This is a genomic window from Microbacterium sp. Leaf179, assembly GCF_001423785.1.
GTDB lineage: Bacteria > Actinomycetota > Actinomycetes > Actinomycetales > Microbacteriaceae > Microbacterium.
On sequence record NZ_LMPH01000004.1, the window covers coordinates 15792 to 30802 of the forward strand.

General features: G+C 69.4%; 14 protein-coding genes. 9 read left to right on the forward strand and 5 right to left on the reverse strand.

The genetic code is table 11. The features are described 5' to 3' along the window. Nucleotides 1-19 precede the first annotated feature (19 nt). The 9 genes from uvrC to ASF96_RS13500 all read left to right on the forward strand — a co-directional run bounded on the left by uvrC (nt 20) and on the right by ASF96_RS13500 (nt 8688). Nucleotides 20-1945 (forward strand): excinuclease ABC subunit UvrC, encoded by a 1926-nt coding sequence (uvrC, locus tag ASF96_RS13460; protein WP_055837751.1) that lies wholly within the window; start codon nt 20-22, stop codon nt 1943-1945. A 30-nt stretch (nt 1946-1975) separates the two neighbouring features. Next, nucleotides 1976-2854 carry an RNase adapter RapZ gene (gene rapZ, locus ASF96_RS13465; RefSeq protein ID WP_055940070.1) on the forward strand — a complete coding sequence of 293 codons (879 nt, stop codon included), beginning with the start codon at nt 1976-1978 and terminating at the stop codon, nt 2852-2854. A 40-nt stretch (nt 2855-2894) separates the two neighbouring features. After that, nucleotides 2895-3872: a DNA-binding protein WhiA gene (whiA, locus tag ASF96_RS13470; protein ID WP_055837743.1), complete on the forward strand. Its 978-nt coding sequence runs from the start codon at nt 2895-2897 to the stop codon at nt 3870-3872. A gap of 327 nt (nt 3873-4199) precedes the next feature. Then, the gene (locus tag ASF96_RS13475) at nt 4200-4826 is read left to right on the forward strand and encodes a superoxide dismutase (RefSeq protein WP_055837740.1); all 627 of its coding nucleotides are present in this window, start codon (nt 4200-4202) and stop codon (nt 4824-4826) included. A gap of 103 nt (nt 4827-4929) precedes the next feature. Beyond that, complete coding sequence (gap, locus tag ASF96_RS13480; protein WP_055837737.1) at nt 4930-5940, forward strand: type I glyceraldehyde-3-phosphate dehydrogenase; 1011 nt, start codon at nt 4930-4932, stop codon at nt 5938-5940. Nucleotides 5941-5946: 6 nt separating this feature from the next. Next, complete coding sequence (locus ASF96_RS13485; protein WP_055837734.1) at nt 5947-7161, forward strand: phosphoglycerate kinase; 1215 nt, start codon at nt 5947-5949, stop codon at nt 7159-7161. Next, complete coding sequence (gene tpiA / locus ASF96_RS13490) at nt 7152-7970, forward strand: triose-phosphate isomerase (RefSeq protein WP_055837733.1); 819 nt, start codon at nt 7152-7154, stop codon at nt 7968-7970. Before ASF96_RS13485 ends, tpiA begins: the two co-directional genes overlap by 10 nt. Nucleotides 7971-8084: 114 nt before the next feature. Then, nucleotides 8085-8333, forward strand: a complete 249-nt coding sequence (secG, locus tag ASF96_RS13495) for a preprotein translocase subunit SecG (RefSeq protein WP_013586744.1) — start codon at nt 8085-8087, stop codon at nt 8331-8333. A 1-nt stretch (nt 8334) separates the two neighbouring features. Beyond that, nucleotides 8335-8688, forward strand: a complete 354-nt coding sequence (locus ASF96_RS13500) for an RNA polymerase-binding protein RbpA (RefSeq protein WP_055837729.1) — start codon at nt 8335-8337, stop codon at nt 8686-8688. 280 nt (nt 8689-8968) lie between these two features. Here the strand turns inward: ASF96_RS13500 and pgl are convergent, their stop codons facing one another. From pgl to tal, 5 genes are read right to left on the reverse strand one after another with little or no spacing between them, the layout of a single operon-like run. Beyond that, nucleotides 8969-9760: a 6-phosphogluconolactonase gene (pgl, locus tag ASF96_RS13505; RefSeq protein WP_055940072.1), complete on the reverse strand. Its 792-nt coding sequence runs from the start codon at nt 9758-9760 to the stop codon at nt 8969-8971. Next, the gene (locus ASF96_RS13510) at nt 9757-10704 is read right to left on the reverse strand and encodes a glucose-6-phosphate dehydrogenase assembly protein OpcA (protein ID WP_055837723.1); all 948 of its coding nucleotides are present in this window, start codon (nt 10702-10704) and stop codon (nt 9757-9759) included. Before ASF96_RS13510 ends, pgl begins: the two co-directional genes overlap by 4 nt. Next, nucleotides 10701-12251, reverse strand: a complete 1551-nt coding sequence (gene zwf / locus ASF96_RS13515; RefSeq protein ID WP_055837719.1) for a glucose-6-phosphate dehydrogenase — start codon at nt 12249-12251, stop codon at nt 10701-10703. The genes ASF96_RS13510 and zwf overlap by 4 nt, the downstream gene beginning before the upstream one ends. A gap of 2 nt (nt 12252-12253) precedes the next feature. After that, nucleotides 12254-13879, reverse strand: a complete 1626-nt coding sequence (locus tag ASF96_RS13520; RefSeq protein WP_055940074.1) for a glucose-6-phosphate isomerase — start codon at nt 13877-13879, stop codon at nt 12254-12256. Then, nucleotides 13876-14997: a transaldolase gene (tal, locus tag ASF96_RS13525; protein WP_055940076.1), complete on the reverse strand. Its 1122-nt coding sequence runs from the start codon at nt 14995-14997 to the stop codon at nt 13876-13878. The genes ASF96_RS13520 and tal overlap by 4 nt, the downstream gene beginning before the upstream one ends. Between the last annotated feature and the right edge of the window lie 14 nt (nt 14998-15011).

The following is a 15011-nucleotide window of genomic DNA, read 5'->3' on the forward strand; positions in this document are numbered from 1 at the left end:
CGTGGCATCCCGAGAACGGATGTCGCACCTGCCCTATCGTCCGAAAGCCGGCGAGATCCCCACCAACCCGGGGGTTTACCGGTTCCGCGATGCCGAGGGCCGTGTGCTGTACGTCGGCAAGGCCAAGAACCTGCGCGCCCGGTTGTCGAACTACTTCGCGCCCCTGCACTCGCTGCACGAACGCACCCGTCGCATGGTCACGACCGCAGCGAGCGTGGAGTGGACGGTCGTGCCCAGCGACATCGACTCGCTGCAGCTCGAGTTCATGTGGATCAAAGAGTTCGATCCGCCCTTCAACGTGCGCTACCGCGACGACAAGTCGTACCCCTTCATGGCGATCACCCTCGCCGACGAGGCGCCGCGCGTGATCGTGACCCGCAACCCCAAGATCCGCGGGGCGAAGTACTTCGGGCCGTACCCCAAGGTGTGGGCGGTGCACGACACGATCGACCTGATGATCAAGGTCTTCCCGATCCGCACCTGCAGCGATTCGTCGTACAAGAAGGCCATGGCCTCGGGGCGGCCGTGCTTCCCCGGGCAGATCGGCCGCTGCGGCGGACCCTGCTCGATGAAGGTCACCATCGCCGAGCACCGCGCGATGGTCGACGATTTCGTCGCCTTCATGTCGGGCGGCGACCAGCGTTTCGCGCGCGAGCTCACCGCCCGCATGAAAGAGGCGTCGGCGGCGATGGACTACGAGGCCGCCGCCCTCTACCGGGACCGCCTGCAGGCCATCGACGCCGTGCTGGGCAAGAGCGCCCTGGTGCTGGCGCCCGACACCGATGCCGATCTCTTCGGCATCGCCGAAGACGAACTCGCCGCCACCGTGCAGCACTTCGTCGTGCGGGGCGGGCGCGTGCGCGGCGTGCGCGCCACGACGATCGAGAAAGAGATCGACATCTCGGGCGCCGACCTCGTCGACCAGGTGCTGCAGCGCACCTACGGCGATGCGGATGCCGCCGACATCCCGCGCCAGGTGATGGTTCCCGAGCTGCCCGACGACGCCCCGCAGCTCGAGGACTGGCTGCGCGAGCGACGCGGCCGCCCGGTGACGCTGCAGGTCGCCCAGCGCGGGCGCAAGGCCGACCTGCTCAAGACCGCCACCCTCAACGCGCAGCAGGCGCTGATGCTGCACAAGACGCGGCGCACGAGTGACTACGTCGCCCGGTCGCAGGCTCTCACCGACCTGCAGGAGGCGCTCGGCATGACCGAGGCGCCGTTGCGCATCGAGTGCTTCGACATCTCGCACCTGTCGGGGACCAACGTCGTGGCCTCGATGGTGGTCTTCGAAGACGGGCTTCCCCGCAAAGACCAGTACCGCTCGTTCGGGGTCGCCGAGACGACCGACGACACCGACTCGATGTACCAGGTGCTCACGCGACGCGTGGCGTACCTGGACCGACCCGACGAGATCGAGCCCGAGACGATCGACGGCGCGATCGTGACGTCGCCCGACTCCGAAGAGGCCACGGCCGACGGCGACGTCGTGACGGCGCGGAAGCGCCCCCGCTTCGCGTATCGCCCGCAGCTGCTCGTCGTCGACGGCGGTCAGCCCCAGGTCGCGGCCGCCGCACGGGCGCTGGCCGACGCGGGGCACGAGGAGATCGCGCTCTGCGGGATCGCCAAGCGTCTCGAGGAGGTGTGGCTGCCGGGGGAGGAGTACCCGGTGATCCTGCCGCGCACCTCCGAGGCCCTGTACCTGCTGCAGCGCCTGCGCGACGAGGCCCACCGGTTCGCGATCGTGCATCAACGCAAGCGCCGCAAGCGCGACATCACGAGCGTGCTCACCGAGGTGCCGGGACTCGGCGACACCCGCATCAAGGCGCTGCTGCGCCACTTCGGGTCGGTCTCGGCATTGAAGAACGCCACTCCCGACGAGATCACGGAGCTGCCGGGTATCGGTCCGACGCTGGCCGAGGCCATCCACACGCACCTGTCTCGGTAGGCTGGACACGACAACGGGAGGCGATCGCCCATGGAACCGGCACGCGACGAGCCAGGCGAGGTGCTGATCGTCACGGGAATGTCCGGCGCGGGGCGGTCCACCGTGGCCAACGCCCTCGAAGACCTCGACTGGTACGTCGTCGACAACCTCCCGCCGCAGATGCTGCGTCCACTGCTCGAGCTCACCGAGCTCGCCGGTGGGGCGGTCCCGCGCGTCGCGGTGGTCGTCGACGTCCGCGGTCGCAGCCTGTTCAGCGATCTGCCCGAGGCCATGCGCAGTCTGCAGGCGGGCCGCCAGGTGCGCGTGGTGTTCCTCAACGCCAGCGACGCGGTGCTGGTTCGGCGGTTCGAAGCCGTGCGGCGTCCCCACCCGCTGCAGGGCGAGGGCACCATCCTCGACGGCATTCGCCGGGAGCGCGAACGTCTCGCACCCGTGCGGGAGGCCGCCGACGTCGTGATCGACACCTCGTCGCTGAACGTGCACCAGCTGTCGTTGCGCACGGTCGCCCTCTTCGGCGACGAGGGCGCTGCACGCCACACGGTGACGCTCATGAGCTTCGGGTTCAAGTACGGGCTGCCCCCCGACGTCGACCTCGTCGCCGACATGCGCTTCCTGCCGAACCCGTTCTGGAACGAAGACCTGCGCGCTCTCACGGGCGAAGACCCGCGCGTGCGGGAGTACGTGCTCGGGCAGGAGGGGGCGGCGGAGTTCCTCGGCGCGTACGCCGCGGCGTTGAACCCCGTGCTCGAGGGCTACCAGCGCGAGAACAAGCGGCACTCGGTGGTGGCGATCGGCTGCACGGGCGGCAAGCACCGGTCGGTCGTCATGGCCCGTGAACTCGCTGCACGTCTGTCCGATGTGCCCGGGGTGGCCGTGCGTGTGGCTCACCGCGACCTCGGTCGCGAGTAGGCTGTACCGTCGTCCCCGCTGCCCCCACCCGAGGAGAACCGTGCCCCTGACCGCCGACGTGAAGGCCGAGCTCATCACCGTCCGCGACCCGCGCCCGACCGCGCGGATCGCCGAGCTCACCGCCCTCCTGCGCTTCTCCGGTGGTCTGCACTCCATCGCCAACCGCGTCGCCGTCGAGGCCGAACTCGACTCCGACATCCTGGCCCGCCGGGTGGCCCGCGACCTCATGGAGCTGTACGGCGTGCGCCCCGAACTGCACCACGTGCAGGGGTCGGGCGGACGCACCGGCGGCCACTACGCGGTGCGCGTCATCGAGGCGGGCGAGACACTCGCTCGTCAGACCGGCCTGCTCGACCAGCGCCGTCGCCCCGTGCGCGGCCTCCCCAACAAGCTCACGACGGGATCGCGTCCCGACCTCAGCGCCATCTGGCGCGGTGCGTTCCTGGCGAGCGGCACCCTGAGCGACCCCGGCCGCTCGGCTGCGCTCGAGATCTCGTGCCCGTCGTCGGAGGCCGCGATGGCCCTCGTCGGCGCGGGGCACCGCATCGGCATCCCCGCCAAGGCGCGAGAGGTGCGCGGTGTGCCGCGCGTCGTGGTGCGCGACGGAGAAGCCATTCGGGGCGCCCTGTACGAGATGGGCGCGCGCCGCACCGCGGGGGAGTGGGACCAGATGCGTCAGCGCCGCGAGGTGCGCGCGGGCGTGAACCGTCTCGTCAACTTCGACGACGCCAACCTGCGTCGCTCCGCCCAGGCGGCCGTCGCCGCGTGCGCGCGCGTCGAGCGCGCGCTCGAGATCCTCGGCGACGAGGTTCCCGACCACCTGCAGCAGGCCGGCGCTCTGCGCCTGGCCCACCGCGACGCGAGCCTCGACGAGCTGGGTCACCACGCCGACCCGCCCCTGACCAAAGACGCCGTGGCCGGTCGCATCCGCCGCCTGCTGGCGATGGCCGACAAGAAGGCCGAGGTCGAGGGCATCCCCGGCACCGAGGCCGCGGTTCCGGTCGGCGCCGAGGACTGATTCCCCGACTCCGGATGCCGCGCTGTCGACGCGCCGGCGGATGGGGGCCCGCGGGGCGTGCGTCGTCCCCGACTGCGGCCCGCGACGGCGCGCATCGAGCCCGCGTCTACGCCGCCCGTTTCTCGCCGTGTGTGTTCCGGCATCCGAGGCGCTCTCGTCACGCTGAGCGACGCGCCCGGGCGATCTATCCTCCGTCATTCGGGGAAGCAACCCCGTGGCTCGTGCGTTACCCGTCACTAGGATGAAAACGTCACCCTCGCTGCTCGGTTCCTCGGCACGCCTTCCCGGTGAAGAGGCCTCGGCAGCGACCGATCGGAAGTAGAGAACATGGCGACCTACACGCTGCCCGAACTGCCCTACGACTACTCGGCGCTGGAGCCGCACATCAGTGCGACCATCATGGAGCTGCACCACAGCAAGCACCACCAGACCTATGTCAACGGCGCGAACACCACCCTCGAGCTCCTCGCCGACGCGCGCGAGAAGGGCGATTTCGCCAACATCAACCGCCTGCAGAAGGACCTCGCGTTCAACCTCGGCGGTCACACCAACCACTCGATCTTCTGGACGAACCTCTCGCCCCACGGCGGAGACAAGCCCACCGGTGATCTCGAGTCGGCCATCGACGACCAGTTCGGTTCGTTCGACGCGTTCCGCGCGCAGTTCACCGCCGCCGCTCTCGGCGTCCAGGGCTCGGGCTGGGCGGGTCTGTTCTGGGACTCGATCGGTCAGAACCTGCTGATCCAGCAGTTCTTCGACCAGCAGGGCCAGATCGTCGCCGGCACGGTTCCGCTGCTGCTGCTCGACGTGTGGGAGCACGCCTACTACCTCGACTACAAGAACGTCCGCGCCGACTACGTGAAGGCGTTCTGGAACATCGCGAACTGGGCCGACGCCCAGGACCGCTTCGCCGCGGCCCGAGAGAAGACCACGGGTCTGCTGGTACTGTCGTAAACGGTGCGGCGTCCCGGTGGGACACCTCACCGGGACGCCGTTGTCCGCCAGCGAACACCGCAATCACGCGCTTCTCGCGCACAACTGATTCAGGAGATATTCCGTGACCGTCAAGATCGGAATCAACGGCTTCGGCCGTATCGGACGCAACTACCTCCGCGCGGCTCTCGCGCAGGGTGCCGACCTCGAAATCGTGGCGGTGAACGACCTCACCGACAACAAGTCGCTGGCGCACCTCCTCAAGTACGACTCCGTCGGCGGCGTTCTCGCCGAGGACGTCTCGTACACCGCAGACTCCATCACCGTCGGCGACAAGACCATCAAGGTCTTCGAAGAGCGCGACCCGGCGAACCTCCCCTGGGGCGAGCTCGGCGTCGACATCGTCATCGAGTCCACCGGCCGCTTCACCAAGGCCGAAGACGCCAAGAAGCACATCACCGGCGGTGCCAAGAAGGTCCTCATCTCGGCTCCCGCCACGGGTGACGACGCGACCATCGTGATGGGCGTCAACGAAGAGACGTACAACCCCGAGACCGACGTCATCATCTCCAACGCGTCGTGCACCACGAACTGCCTCGCTCCTCTCGCCCAGGTCTTCAACGAGGCCTTCGGTATCGAGCGCGGCTTCATGATGACGGCTCACGCCTACACGGCCGACCAGAACCTGCAGGACGGCCCGCACAGCGACCTGCGTCGTGCCCGCGGTGCAGCGATCAACATCGTTCCCGCCTCGACCGGTGCCGCCAAGGCCATCGGCCTGGTGCTGCCCGAGCTCAACGGCAAGCTCAGCGGCTCGTCGTACCGCGTTCCGGTTCCCACCGGCTCGATCGTCGACCTCACGATCGTCACGCCCACCGAGGGTCTGACCGTCGACCAGGTCAACGAGGTCTACAAGAAGGCCGCTGCCGAGGGTCGCCTCAACGGCATCCTGCAGTACACCGAAGACCCGATCGTCTCGAGCGACATCCAGGGCAACCCGCACTCGTCGATCTTCGACGCCGAGCTGACCAACGTCAGCGGCAACCTCGTCAAGGTCTCGTCGTGGTACGACAACGAGTGGGGCTACTCGAACCGTCTCGTCGACCTCACCGAGTACGTCGCCGAGCGCCTGTAAACCTTCATGGCTCTGCGCACCCTCGATTCGCTGGGGTCGCTCGCCGGCACGCGCGTCATCGTCCGTTGTGATCTCAACGTTCCTCTCAAGGACGGGATCATCACGGACGATGGCCGCGTGCGGGCGTCGCTTCCGACTCTCAACGCACTGATCAACGCCGGCGCGCGTGTGGTCGTGTGTTCGCACCTGGGCCGCCCCGACGGCGCGCCCGACCCGAAGTACTCGCTCGAGCCGGTCGCGCAGCGGCTGTCCGAGCTGCTCGGCCAGCCGGTCGCGTTCGCGCGCGACACGGTCGGCGAGTCGGCTCAGGATGCCGTGGCCTCGCTCGAGAACGGCGAGGTCGCCGTCATCGAGAACCTCCGCTTCAACGCGGGCGAGACCTCGAAGGACGAAGCCGAGCGTCAGGCCTTCGCACGGGAGCTCGCCGGACTCGGCGACGCGCTCGTGTCGGACGGCTTCGGCGTCGTGCACCGCAAGCAGGCGAGCGTCTACGACCTCGCCCAGCTGGTGCCCTCGGCCGCGGGTCTGCTCATCCAGAAGGAGCTCGAGGTCCTCGACCGCCTGACCGAGAACCCGGAGCGTCCGTACACGGTCGTGCTCGGCGGATCGAAGGTCAGCGACAAGCTCGGCGTCATCGAGCACCTGCTGCCCCGCGTCGACAAGCTCCTCGTCGGTGGCGGCATGATGTTCACCTTCCTCGTCGCCGAAGGGCACAAGGTCGGCTCGAGCCTGCTCGAGAAGGACCAGATCGACACCGTGAAGGGCTACCTCGCCACGGCGAAGGAGCGCGGCGTCGAGATCGTCCTCCCCGTCGACGCGGTCGTCGCGGCCTCGTTCTCGGCGGACGCCGAGCACGTGATCGCCGACGCGGACGCGCTCGAGGACACCGACTTCGGCGCCTCGGGTCTCGGTCTCGACATCGGCCCGCGCACGGCGGAGATCTTCGCCGACGCGATCCGCGCCTCGCGCACCGTCTTCTGGAACGGCCCCATGGGCGTGTTCGAGATGGCGGCGTTCGAAGCCGGCACCAAGACGGTCGCTGCCGCCCTCACCGAGGTCGACGGCCTCAGCGTGGTCGGTGGCGGCGACTCGGCCGCGGCCGTGCGTCAACTCGGATTCTCGGATGACGAGTTCGGCCACATCTCCACGGGTGGTGGCGCGAGCCTGGAGTTCCTCGAAGGCAAGAAGCTCCCCGGACTGGAGGTCCTCGGATGGTCGTAATCGACACGGAATCGTCTGCTGCGCAGAACAGGCGAACCCCCCTCATCGCAGGCAACTGGAAGATGAACCTCGACCACCTGCAGGCGGTCGCGTTCGTCCAGAAGCTGCACTGGACGTTGAAGGACGCCCAGCACGACGACAGCAGCGTCGAGGTGGCGGTCTTCCCGCCGTTCACCGACCTGCGTACCGTTCAGACGCTGCTCGACGCCGACAAGATCCCGTTCGCCCTCGGCGGCCAGGATCTGTCGGCACACGACTCCGGTGCGTACACGGGTGAGATCTCGGGCCAGTTCCTGGCCAAGCTCAACGCGCGGTACGTCATCATCGGTCACTCCGAGCGTCGTCAGTTCCACGCCGAGACCGACGAGGTCGTCGCGGCCAAGACGCAGGCGGCTCTGCGCCACGGCGTCGTGCCGGTCATCTGCGTCGGCGAGACCTCGGAGGACCTCGAGAAGTTCGGCGCCAGCGCCGTGCCCGTGGGTCAGCTCGAGGTCGCGCTCGAGGGCGTGGCATCCGATGCCGACATCGTCGTGGCGTACGAGCCGGTCTGGGCCATCGGCTCCGGCCAGGCGGCGACGCCCGACCAGGCGCAGGAGGTCTGCGCGAAGCTCCGCGCCGTCGTCGCCGACAAGCTCGGCGCCGACGCCGCCGCACGCACCCGTGTGCTGTACGGCGGGTCGGTGAAGTCGGGCAACATCGCCGGCTTCATGCGCGAGCCCGATGTGGACGGCGCCCTGGTGGGTGGCGCGAGCCTCGTCGTCGACGAGTTCGCCGCGATCATCCGCTTCCAGAAGCACGTCGGGGTCTGACCCCCGCACGGATGCCCGCGGCGCTTCGCCGCGGGCATCCGTGCGCCCGGCACGCCTCCCCGTATACTTGACGCTTGTGCGGTCGACTGGGCCGCTCGCGAAAGGCTTTCGACAGTGCAGATTCTCGAGTTCGTCCTGCAGGTGCTCCTGGGAGTCACCAGCCTCCTGCTGACCCTGCTCATCCTGCTCCACAAGGGGCGTGGCGGCGGTCTGTCCGACATGTTCGGCGGCGGCATGAGCTCCGCGCTCGGCTCGTCGGGCCTGGCGGAACGCAACCTCAACCGATTCACGATCGTGCTCGCGCTGGTGTGGTTCGTCACCATCGTCGGCCTCGGTCTGCTGACCAAGTTCGCGGAGATCTGACATGGCGACAGGCGGAAACGCGATCCGGGGTTCGCGCGTAGGCGCGGGCCCGATGGGCGAGCAGGACCACGGCTTCCACGCCGACCGCGTGGCCGTGTCCTACTGGGATGCCCTCGGCAACGAGACCGTGCGGTACTTCGCGGCGGGCATCGCCGATGCCGAGATCCCCGAGACCATCGACTCCCCGCACTCCGGCCTCCCCGCCGGTCGCGACAAGAGCAACCCGCCGGCCCTCGCGAAGGCCGAGCCCTACAAGACGCACCTCGCGTACGTGAAAGAGCGTCGCACCGAAGAAGAAGCGGCGTCGCTTCTCGACGACGCGCTGCAGCAGCTGCGCGATCGCCGCGGCCAGTAATCTCGAGCGAAAGGGCCGGATGCCGAGGCATCCGGCCCTTTCGCGTTCCTCCGGGCGTCGACGCGCAGCGACGAGGAAGCCGCCGGGCATCGGCATCGTCCGATGACCGAGCAGCCGTGCAGCGCGAGGCCCGCTCTCCGGCTCTGTGCGTCGTCCGGCGGCGCCACGTGTGTCTCGCGGCCTCGAACGCCGGGGGCGGCCGCATGGAGCCGCACGGAGCGCGACAGCGAAGAGGGCCGGATGCCTGGCATCCGACCCTCTTCGCTGTCTCCCGCGTGTCTCAGTACTCGCGTTCGATGAGCTGCGGCGGCACCTGATCTGCGGCCGCCTCGTCGACGAAGAACGCGGTGCGGCGACGACCCTTCGCCCCGGCGGCGGGCACGCTCTGGTAGCTGGCTCCCGCGAGGGCGAGTCCGAGGGCGGCTGCCTTGTCGGCGCCGGCGATCACCATCCAGACGCGCTTCGACGAGTTGATCACCGGGCGCGTCAGCGAGACGCGATCACTCGGCGGCTTCGGTGATTCGCGCACGGGAACCGTGGCGCGGTCGGTCACCGAGATCTCGGGACGATCGGGGAAGAGCGAGGCGATGTGCGCATCGGGACCGACACCCAGGAAGCAGATGTCGAACGACGGCCACGGCCCGGTCTCGCTGCGGTCCGACGGCGCGAACTGCGCGAGCTCGTCGGCGTAGGCGATCGCCGCGGCATCCAGATCGAGCCCCTCGTCGCTCGAGGCGACGGTGTGGATGTTCTCGGCCGGGATGTCGAGATGGTCGAGGAAGGCCTCGCGCGCCTGCTTCTCGTTGCGGTCGTCGGAATCACGGGGGACGAACCGCTCGTCGCCGAACCAGAAGTGCACGAGCGACCAGTCGACCCGCGCCGCACGCTCGTCGCGCGCCGCGGTCCGCAGGACCGCTCCGCCCATCGTGCCGCCGGTGAGGCAGATGTGCATGCGCTTGCCTTCGGCCACGCGCTTCACGATGCGGTTCATGAAGCGCGTCGCGACGTACTCGGCGAGCGTGTCGGTGTCGTGCTTGATGATGACGTTCTTGGTCGCTCCGGTGTCGGTCATGAGGCGTTCCGTTCGCTCGCGGCCAGCAGCATCTCCTGGCCCTCGGTGATGACGCGGCCGTAGAGCACATCGGGGTCGAGGCGGCGCAGCTCTTCGGCCAGGCACTCGCGGAGCGTGCGCCGGGGGAAGGCCAGGTCGTGGGTCGGCTGACCCGGCTGCGTGAGCACCGCGACGCTCGCCTCGGGGCGCTCGAGCAGCGTGTCGCCGCTCGCGCGGGTGAGCCGCACCGATTTGATGCCGCTGGACCATTCGTCGGCGGGCAGGTACGCGTAGTCGACGGGGGCGTCGAGCTTCATGCCCAACCACGCTGCCAGCAGCGCCGTGGAGGGGGAGTCGGCGGCGCCGCGCACCTCGATCGCGGTGACGGGCTCGTACGGCGGCTGGTCGAGCACGGCCGCGAGCTGCTCGCGCCAGCGGGTGACGCGCGTCCACGCGAAGTCGGTGTCGCCGGGGGAGTAGTGCTCACCGAGGTGGGCCACCCACGCGGCGGGGTCGGACTGCGACGAGGCGTCGGTGATGCGGCGCTGCGCGATGCGCCCGATGGGGGAGTGCGCGGGGTCGGCGGGCGCCTCGGCCGGCCACCAGGCCACGACGGGGGCGTCAGGCAGCAGCAGGCCTGTGACCAGGCTCTCGGCGTTGGAGCCGGCGGCGCCGTGCGCGCGCAGCACGACGACCTCGCTCGCGCCGGCGTCGCCGCCCACGCGGATCTGGGCGTCGAGTCGCGGCTCTTCGTCCTCATCGCCGAACAGCACGGCGATGACCCGCATGGGGTGCTCTCGGGAGGCGTCGTTGGCGGCCTCGATGACCTTCTCTTCGGCCCCGTGGTGGGTCACGATGATGAGCGTGAGCACGCGGCCGAGGGCGACGGCGCCGCCCTCTTCGCGCACGCTGACGAGCTTCTTCGAGATCGCGCTGACGGTGGTGTCGGGCAGATCGATGATCACGGGCGTCTCCAAGTGCGGCCGTCACGGGCGAGCAGTTCGTCGGCGGATGCCGGTCCCCACGACCCGGGCGAATACTGTTCGAGCGGACCGCTCTGGGCGGCCCAGAACTCCTCGATCGGGTCGAGGATCTTCCAGCTGAGCTCCACCTCTTCGTGACGCGGGAACAGCGGCGGGTCGCCGAGCAGCACGTCGAGGATGAGGCGTTCGTACGCCTCGGGGCTGGCTTCGGTGAACGCGTGGCCGTAGCCGAAGTCCATGGTGACGTCACGCACCTGCGTGCCGTCGCCGGGGACCTTGGAGCCGAAGCGGATCGTGACGCCCTCGTCGGGCTGCACGCGGATGACCAGCGCGTTCTGACCGAGCTCCTGCGTCTGGCTGCGCGAGAAGAGCTGCTGCGGGGCGCGCTTGAACACGACGGCCACCTCGGTGACGCGACGGCCCAGCCGCTTTCCGCTGCGCACGTAGAACGGCACGCCCGACCAGCGGCGGGTGTTGATCTCGAGCTTGATGGCCGCGTAGGTCTCGGTGACGGACTCGGGGGCCATGCCGTCTTCTTCGAGGAAGCCGAGGACCTCCTCGCCGCCCTGCCATCCGCCGGCGTACTGGCCGCGGGCCGTCGCCTCGGCGAGGTTTTCGGGCAGGTGCACCGCCGCGAGGACCTTCTCTTTCTCGGCGCGCAGATCGGAGGCGTTGAAGCTGATGGGTTCTTCCATCGCGGTGAGCGCGAGCAGCTGCAACAGGTGGTTCTGGATGACGTCGCGCGCGGCGCCGATCCCGTCGTAGTAGCCGGCACGGCCGCCCACTCCGATGTCCTCGGCCATCGTGATCTGCACGTGGTCGACGTAGTTGCGGTTCCAGAGGGGCTCGTACAGCTCGTTGGCGAAGCGCAGCGCCAGGATGTTCTGCACCGTCTCTTTGCCGAGGTAATGGTCGATGCGGAAGATCGAGTCGGCGGGGAAAGCGCTCTCGACGACCTCGTTCAGCTCTCGCGCCGAGGCGAGGTCGTGGCCGAAGGGCTTCTCGATGACGACGCGGCGCCACCCGGTGGTGTCGTCGGCGGATTCTCCGACGAGTCCCGACGCCTTGAGCTGCGTCGTCACCAGGGGGAACGCCTTGGGCGGGATCGACAGGTAGTACGCGTGGTTGCCCATGGTGCCGCGCTCGGTGTCGAGCTTGTCGACCGTGCTCTTCAGCCGCTGGAACGCCTCGGGGTCGTCGAACTCGCCCTGGACGAAACGGATGCCCTCGAGCAGTTCCTTCCACGTCTCTTCGCGGAACTCGGTGCGCGCGTACTTCTTGACGGACTCGTAGACGACCTCGGCGAAGTCCTGGTCTTCCCAGTCGCGTCGCGCGAAGCCGACCAGCGCGAAGCCGGGGGGCAGCAGCCCCCGGTTCGCCAGGTCGTAGACCGCGGGCATGAGCTTCTTGCGCGAGAGGTCGCCGGTGACGCCGAAGATGACGAGGGCGCTGGGCCCCGCGATCCGGCTCAGTCGGCGGTCCTCGGGGTCCCGGAGGGGGTTGTGACCCGGTGTGATCTCTACGACCATGCTTATTGTGCCGCCTCGAAGAGTGAGAGCACCTCGACCTGCGGGTCGGTCAGCGTCAGCGTGACGACGGGACGGCCGTGGCCCTCCGCCAACACGCTCGCGTCTCCCGCGGCCTGTGCCTGGATGAGTTGTCCGAAGGTGAACGGCCGACCGGGGATCTCGAGATCGAGGTCGGTGCGTTCGAGGATCTGCAGGAAGACGCCGTTGGCGGGTCCGCCCTTGTGGTACTGACCGGTCGAGTGCAGGAAACGCGGACCCCAGCCGAACGTCGTGGGGCGACCGGAGTCGGCCGCGACGAGCTCGCGGAGCCCGGCCAGCTGCGACAGGTCGAGACGGTTCACGTACGCCTGGATGCTGACGTAGCCGTCGGCGGGAACCGTCTGCCACAGCGCCGCCAGCACGCCGGCGACCGTGCCGCTGGAGGCCAGGGCCGGGTCGGAGACGCGCACCTCGACGCCGTCGACGACGAAGGCCGGCGCGGTCGGTTCGGGGCGGGCGTCGAGCAGGCCGCGGGTGGCGACCTTCGCCGACTCGACGTCGGGCTGGTCGAAGGGGTCGATGCCGATCATGCGGCCGGCGATCGCGGTGGCGTACTCCCACACGACGAACTGCGCCCCGAGCGAGCCGCTGACGAGCACCTCGCCGGTGTGCCGCTCGAAGAGGTGGAAGGCGTGGGCGTCGTCGACGAAGCGCACGACCTGGAGGTCGGCGGGCTTCGCGTCGAGCTCGGGCGAGACGGGCAGCAGCACCACGGGCAGGATGCCGGTTCCCTGCTTGCCGGTCGACTCGGCGACGAGCTGCTCGATCCAGTCGGGCAGGCCGATGAGGTGGCTGCCGTCGGTGACGAGCCCGAGCTTGTCGCGCCGCGCGACGCCGCCTCCGGCGATCGCCGCGGCGAGCACGAGGGCGGGGTTGTCGGGCGAGTCGATCGCGACCTCGAGCAGGGTGGCATCCGCCTCGTCGAGGAGGTCGCCGATGTCGACGCCGGCCAGTCCCGCGGGCACGAGGCCGAAGGCGGTGAGCGCGGAGTACCGGCCGCCGACGGTGGGGTCGGCCATGAAGACGCGGTAGCCGTCGGCGCGGGCCGATTCCTCGAGCGGGGAGCCCGGGTCGGTGACGACGACGATGCGTCCGGCGGGGTCGATGCCCAGATCGCGGAAAGCGGCTTCGAACGCGCGCTTGGCCGAGTCGGTCTCGATGGTGGAGCCGGACTTGCTCGAGACGACGAGCACCGTCTGGGCGAGACCACCGGACTCGGCGTCGCCGTCGATGGCGGCGAGCACCTGTCCGGGCGAGGTCGAATCGAGGATGACCAGCGGAACGCCGGCCGACTGCGCGATGACCTCGGGGGCGAGCGAGGATCCGCCCATGCCCGCGAGCACGACGCGGGTCACGCCCTGCGCGACGAGTTCGTCGCGCAGGGCGGTGACCTCGGCCACGAGCGGGCGCGAGACGGAGACCGCTCGCACCCACCCGAGGCGATGTGACGCCTCGTCTTCCGCGGCGGCGCCCCAGAGGCTGGCGTCGCCCGCGGTGATCCCCGACGCGATGAGTGAACCGGTCAGGCCCGGCAGCTCCGCGTCGACGACCGACTTGACGTGGCCCGTGACCTTGACCGCGAAGCTCACTGGGCGGCCTGGGCGCTTCCGGCGTCGAGAGCGGTCTTGACCGTGTCCTGCAGCTCGTGCCACGAGGCGATGAACTTCTCGACACCCTCGTCCTCGAGCGTCTGCGTCGCGTCGGTGACGTCGACGCCGGCCGCGGCGAGGCGGTCGAAGACGTCGTGCGCCTCGGCGTAGCCGCCGGTCACGGTGTCGCCGGTGATGACGCCGTGGTCGAAGGTCGCCTCGAGCGTCTTCTCGGGCATCGTGTTGACGGTGCCGGGGGCGACGAGCTCGGTGACGTAGAGCGTGTCGGGCAGGGCGGGGTCCTTGACGCCGGTCGACGCCCACAGCGGACGCTGCACCGTGGCGCCGGCCTCGAGCAGCTTCTTCGCGCGGTCCTCGCCGAACTTCCGCTCGAAGAGCTCGTAGGCCAGGCGGGCGTTGGCGATGCCGGCCTTGCCCTTGAGGGCTGCGGCCTCGTCGGTGCCGATCGCGGCCAGACGCTTGTCGATCTCGGTGTCGACGCGCGACACGAAGAACGAGGCCACGGACTGCAGGTTCGCGATGTCGTGACCGGCGGCCCGCGCCTTCTCGACACCAGCGAGGTACGCGTCGATGACCTCGGCGTAACGCTCGAGGCTGAAGATCAGCGTGACGTTGACCGAGATGCCCGCGCCGATGACCTCGGTGATGGCCGGGAGGCCGGCCTTGGTCGCGGGGATCTTGATGAGGACGTTCTTGCGGTCCACGCGGGCCGAGAGGTCCTTCGCCTGGGCGATCGTGCCCTCGGTGTCATGCGCCAGATCGGGCGAGACCTCGATCGACACGCGGCCGTCGACGCCGTTGGTGGCGTCGAAGACGGGGAGGAAGATGTCGCACGCGTCGCGCACGTCGTCGGTGGTGATCGAGAAGATCGCCTCGTCGACGCTGGCGTCGGCCGCGGCGAGCTCCTTCACCTGGCCCTCGTAGGCCTCGCCCTTGGACAGGGCGCCGGCGAAGATCGTCGGGTTGGTGGTGACGCCGACGACGTTGCGCTGCTCGATGAGCTCGGCGAGGTTGCCGGACTGGATGCGCTGGCGCGAGAGGTCGTCGAGCCAGATGCTGACGCCGGCGGCCGAGAGGTTCTCAGTGGGAGTGCTCATGGTCGTTATCTCCT

Coding starts and splice junctions, on each gene's coding strand:
- pgl (WP_055940072.1), bottom strand. CDS start 9,760: ATGACCGACACCGGAGCGACCAAGAACGTCATCATCAAGCACGACACC.
- tal (WP_055940076.1), bottom strand. CDS start 14,997: ATGAGCACTCCCACTGAGAACCTCTCGGCCGCCGGCGTCAGCATCTGG.
- ASF96_RS13500 (WP_055837729.1), top strand. CDS start 8,335: ATGGCGACAGGCGGAAACGCGATCCGGGGTTCGCGCGTAGGCGCGGGC.
- ASF96_RS13485 (WP_055837734.1), top strand. CDS start 5,947: ATGGCTCTGCGCACCCTCGATTCGCTGGGGTCGCTCGCCGGCACGCGC.
- ASF96_RS13475 (WP_055837740.1), top strand. CDS start 4,200: ATGGCGACCTACACGCTGCCCGAACTGCCCTACGACTACTCGGCGCTG.
- rapZ (WP_055940070.1), top strand. CDS start 1,976: ATGGAACCGGCACGCGACGAGCCAGGCGAGGTGCTGATCGTCACGGGA.
- uvrC (WP_055837751.1), top strand. CDS start 20: ATGTCGCACCTGCCCTATCGTCCGAAAGCCGGCGAGATCCCCACCAAC.
- tpiA (WP_055837733.1), top strand. CDS start 7,152: ATGGTCGTAATCGACACGGAATCGTCTGCTGCGCAGAACAGGCGAACC.
- zwf (WP_055837719.1), bottom strand. CDS start 12,251: ATGGTCGTAGAGATCACACCGGGTCACAACCCCCTCCGGGACCCCGAG.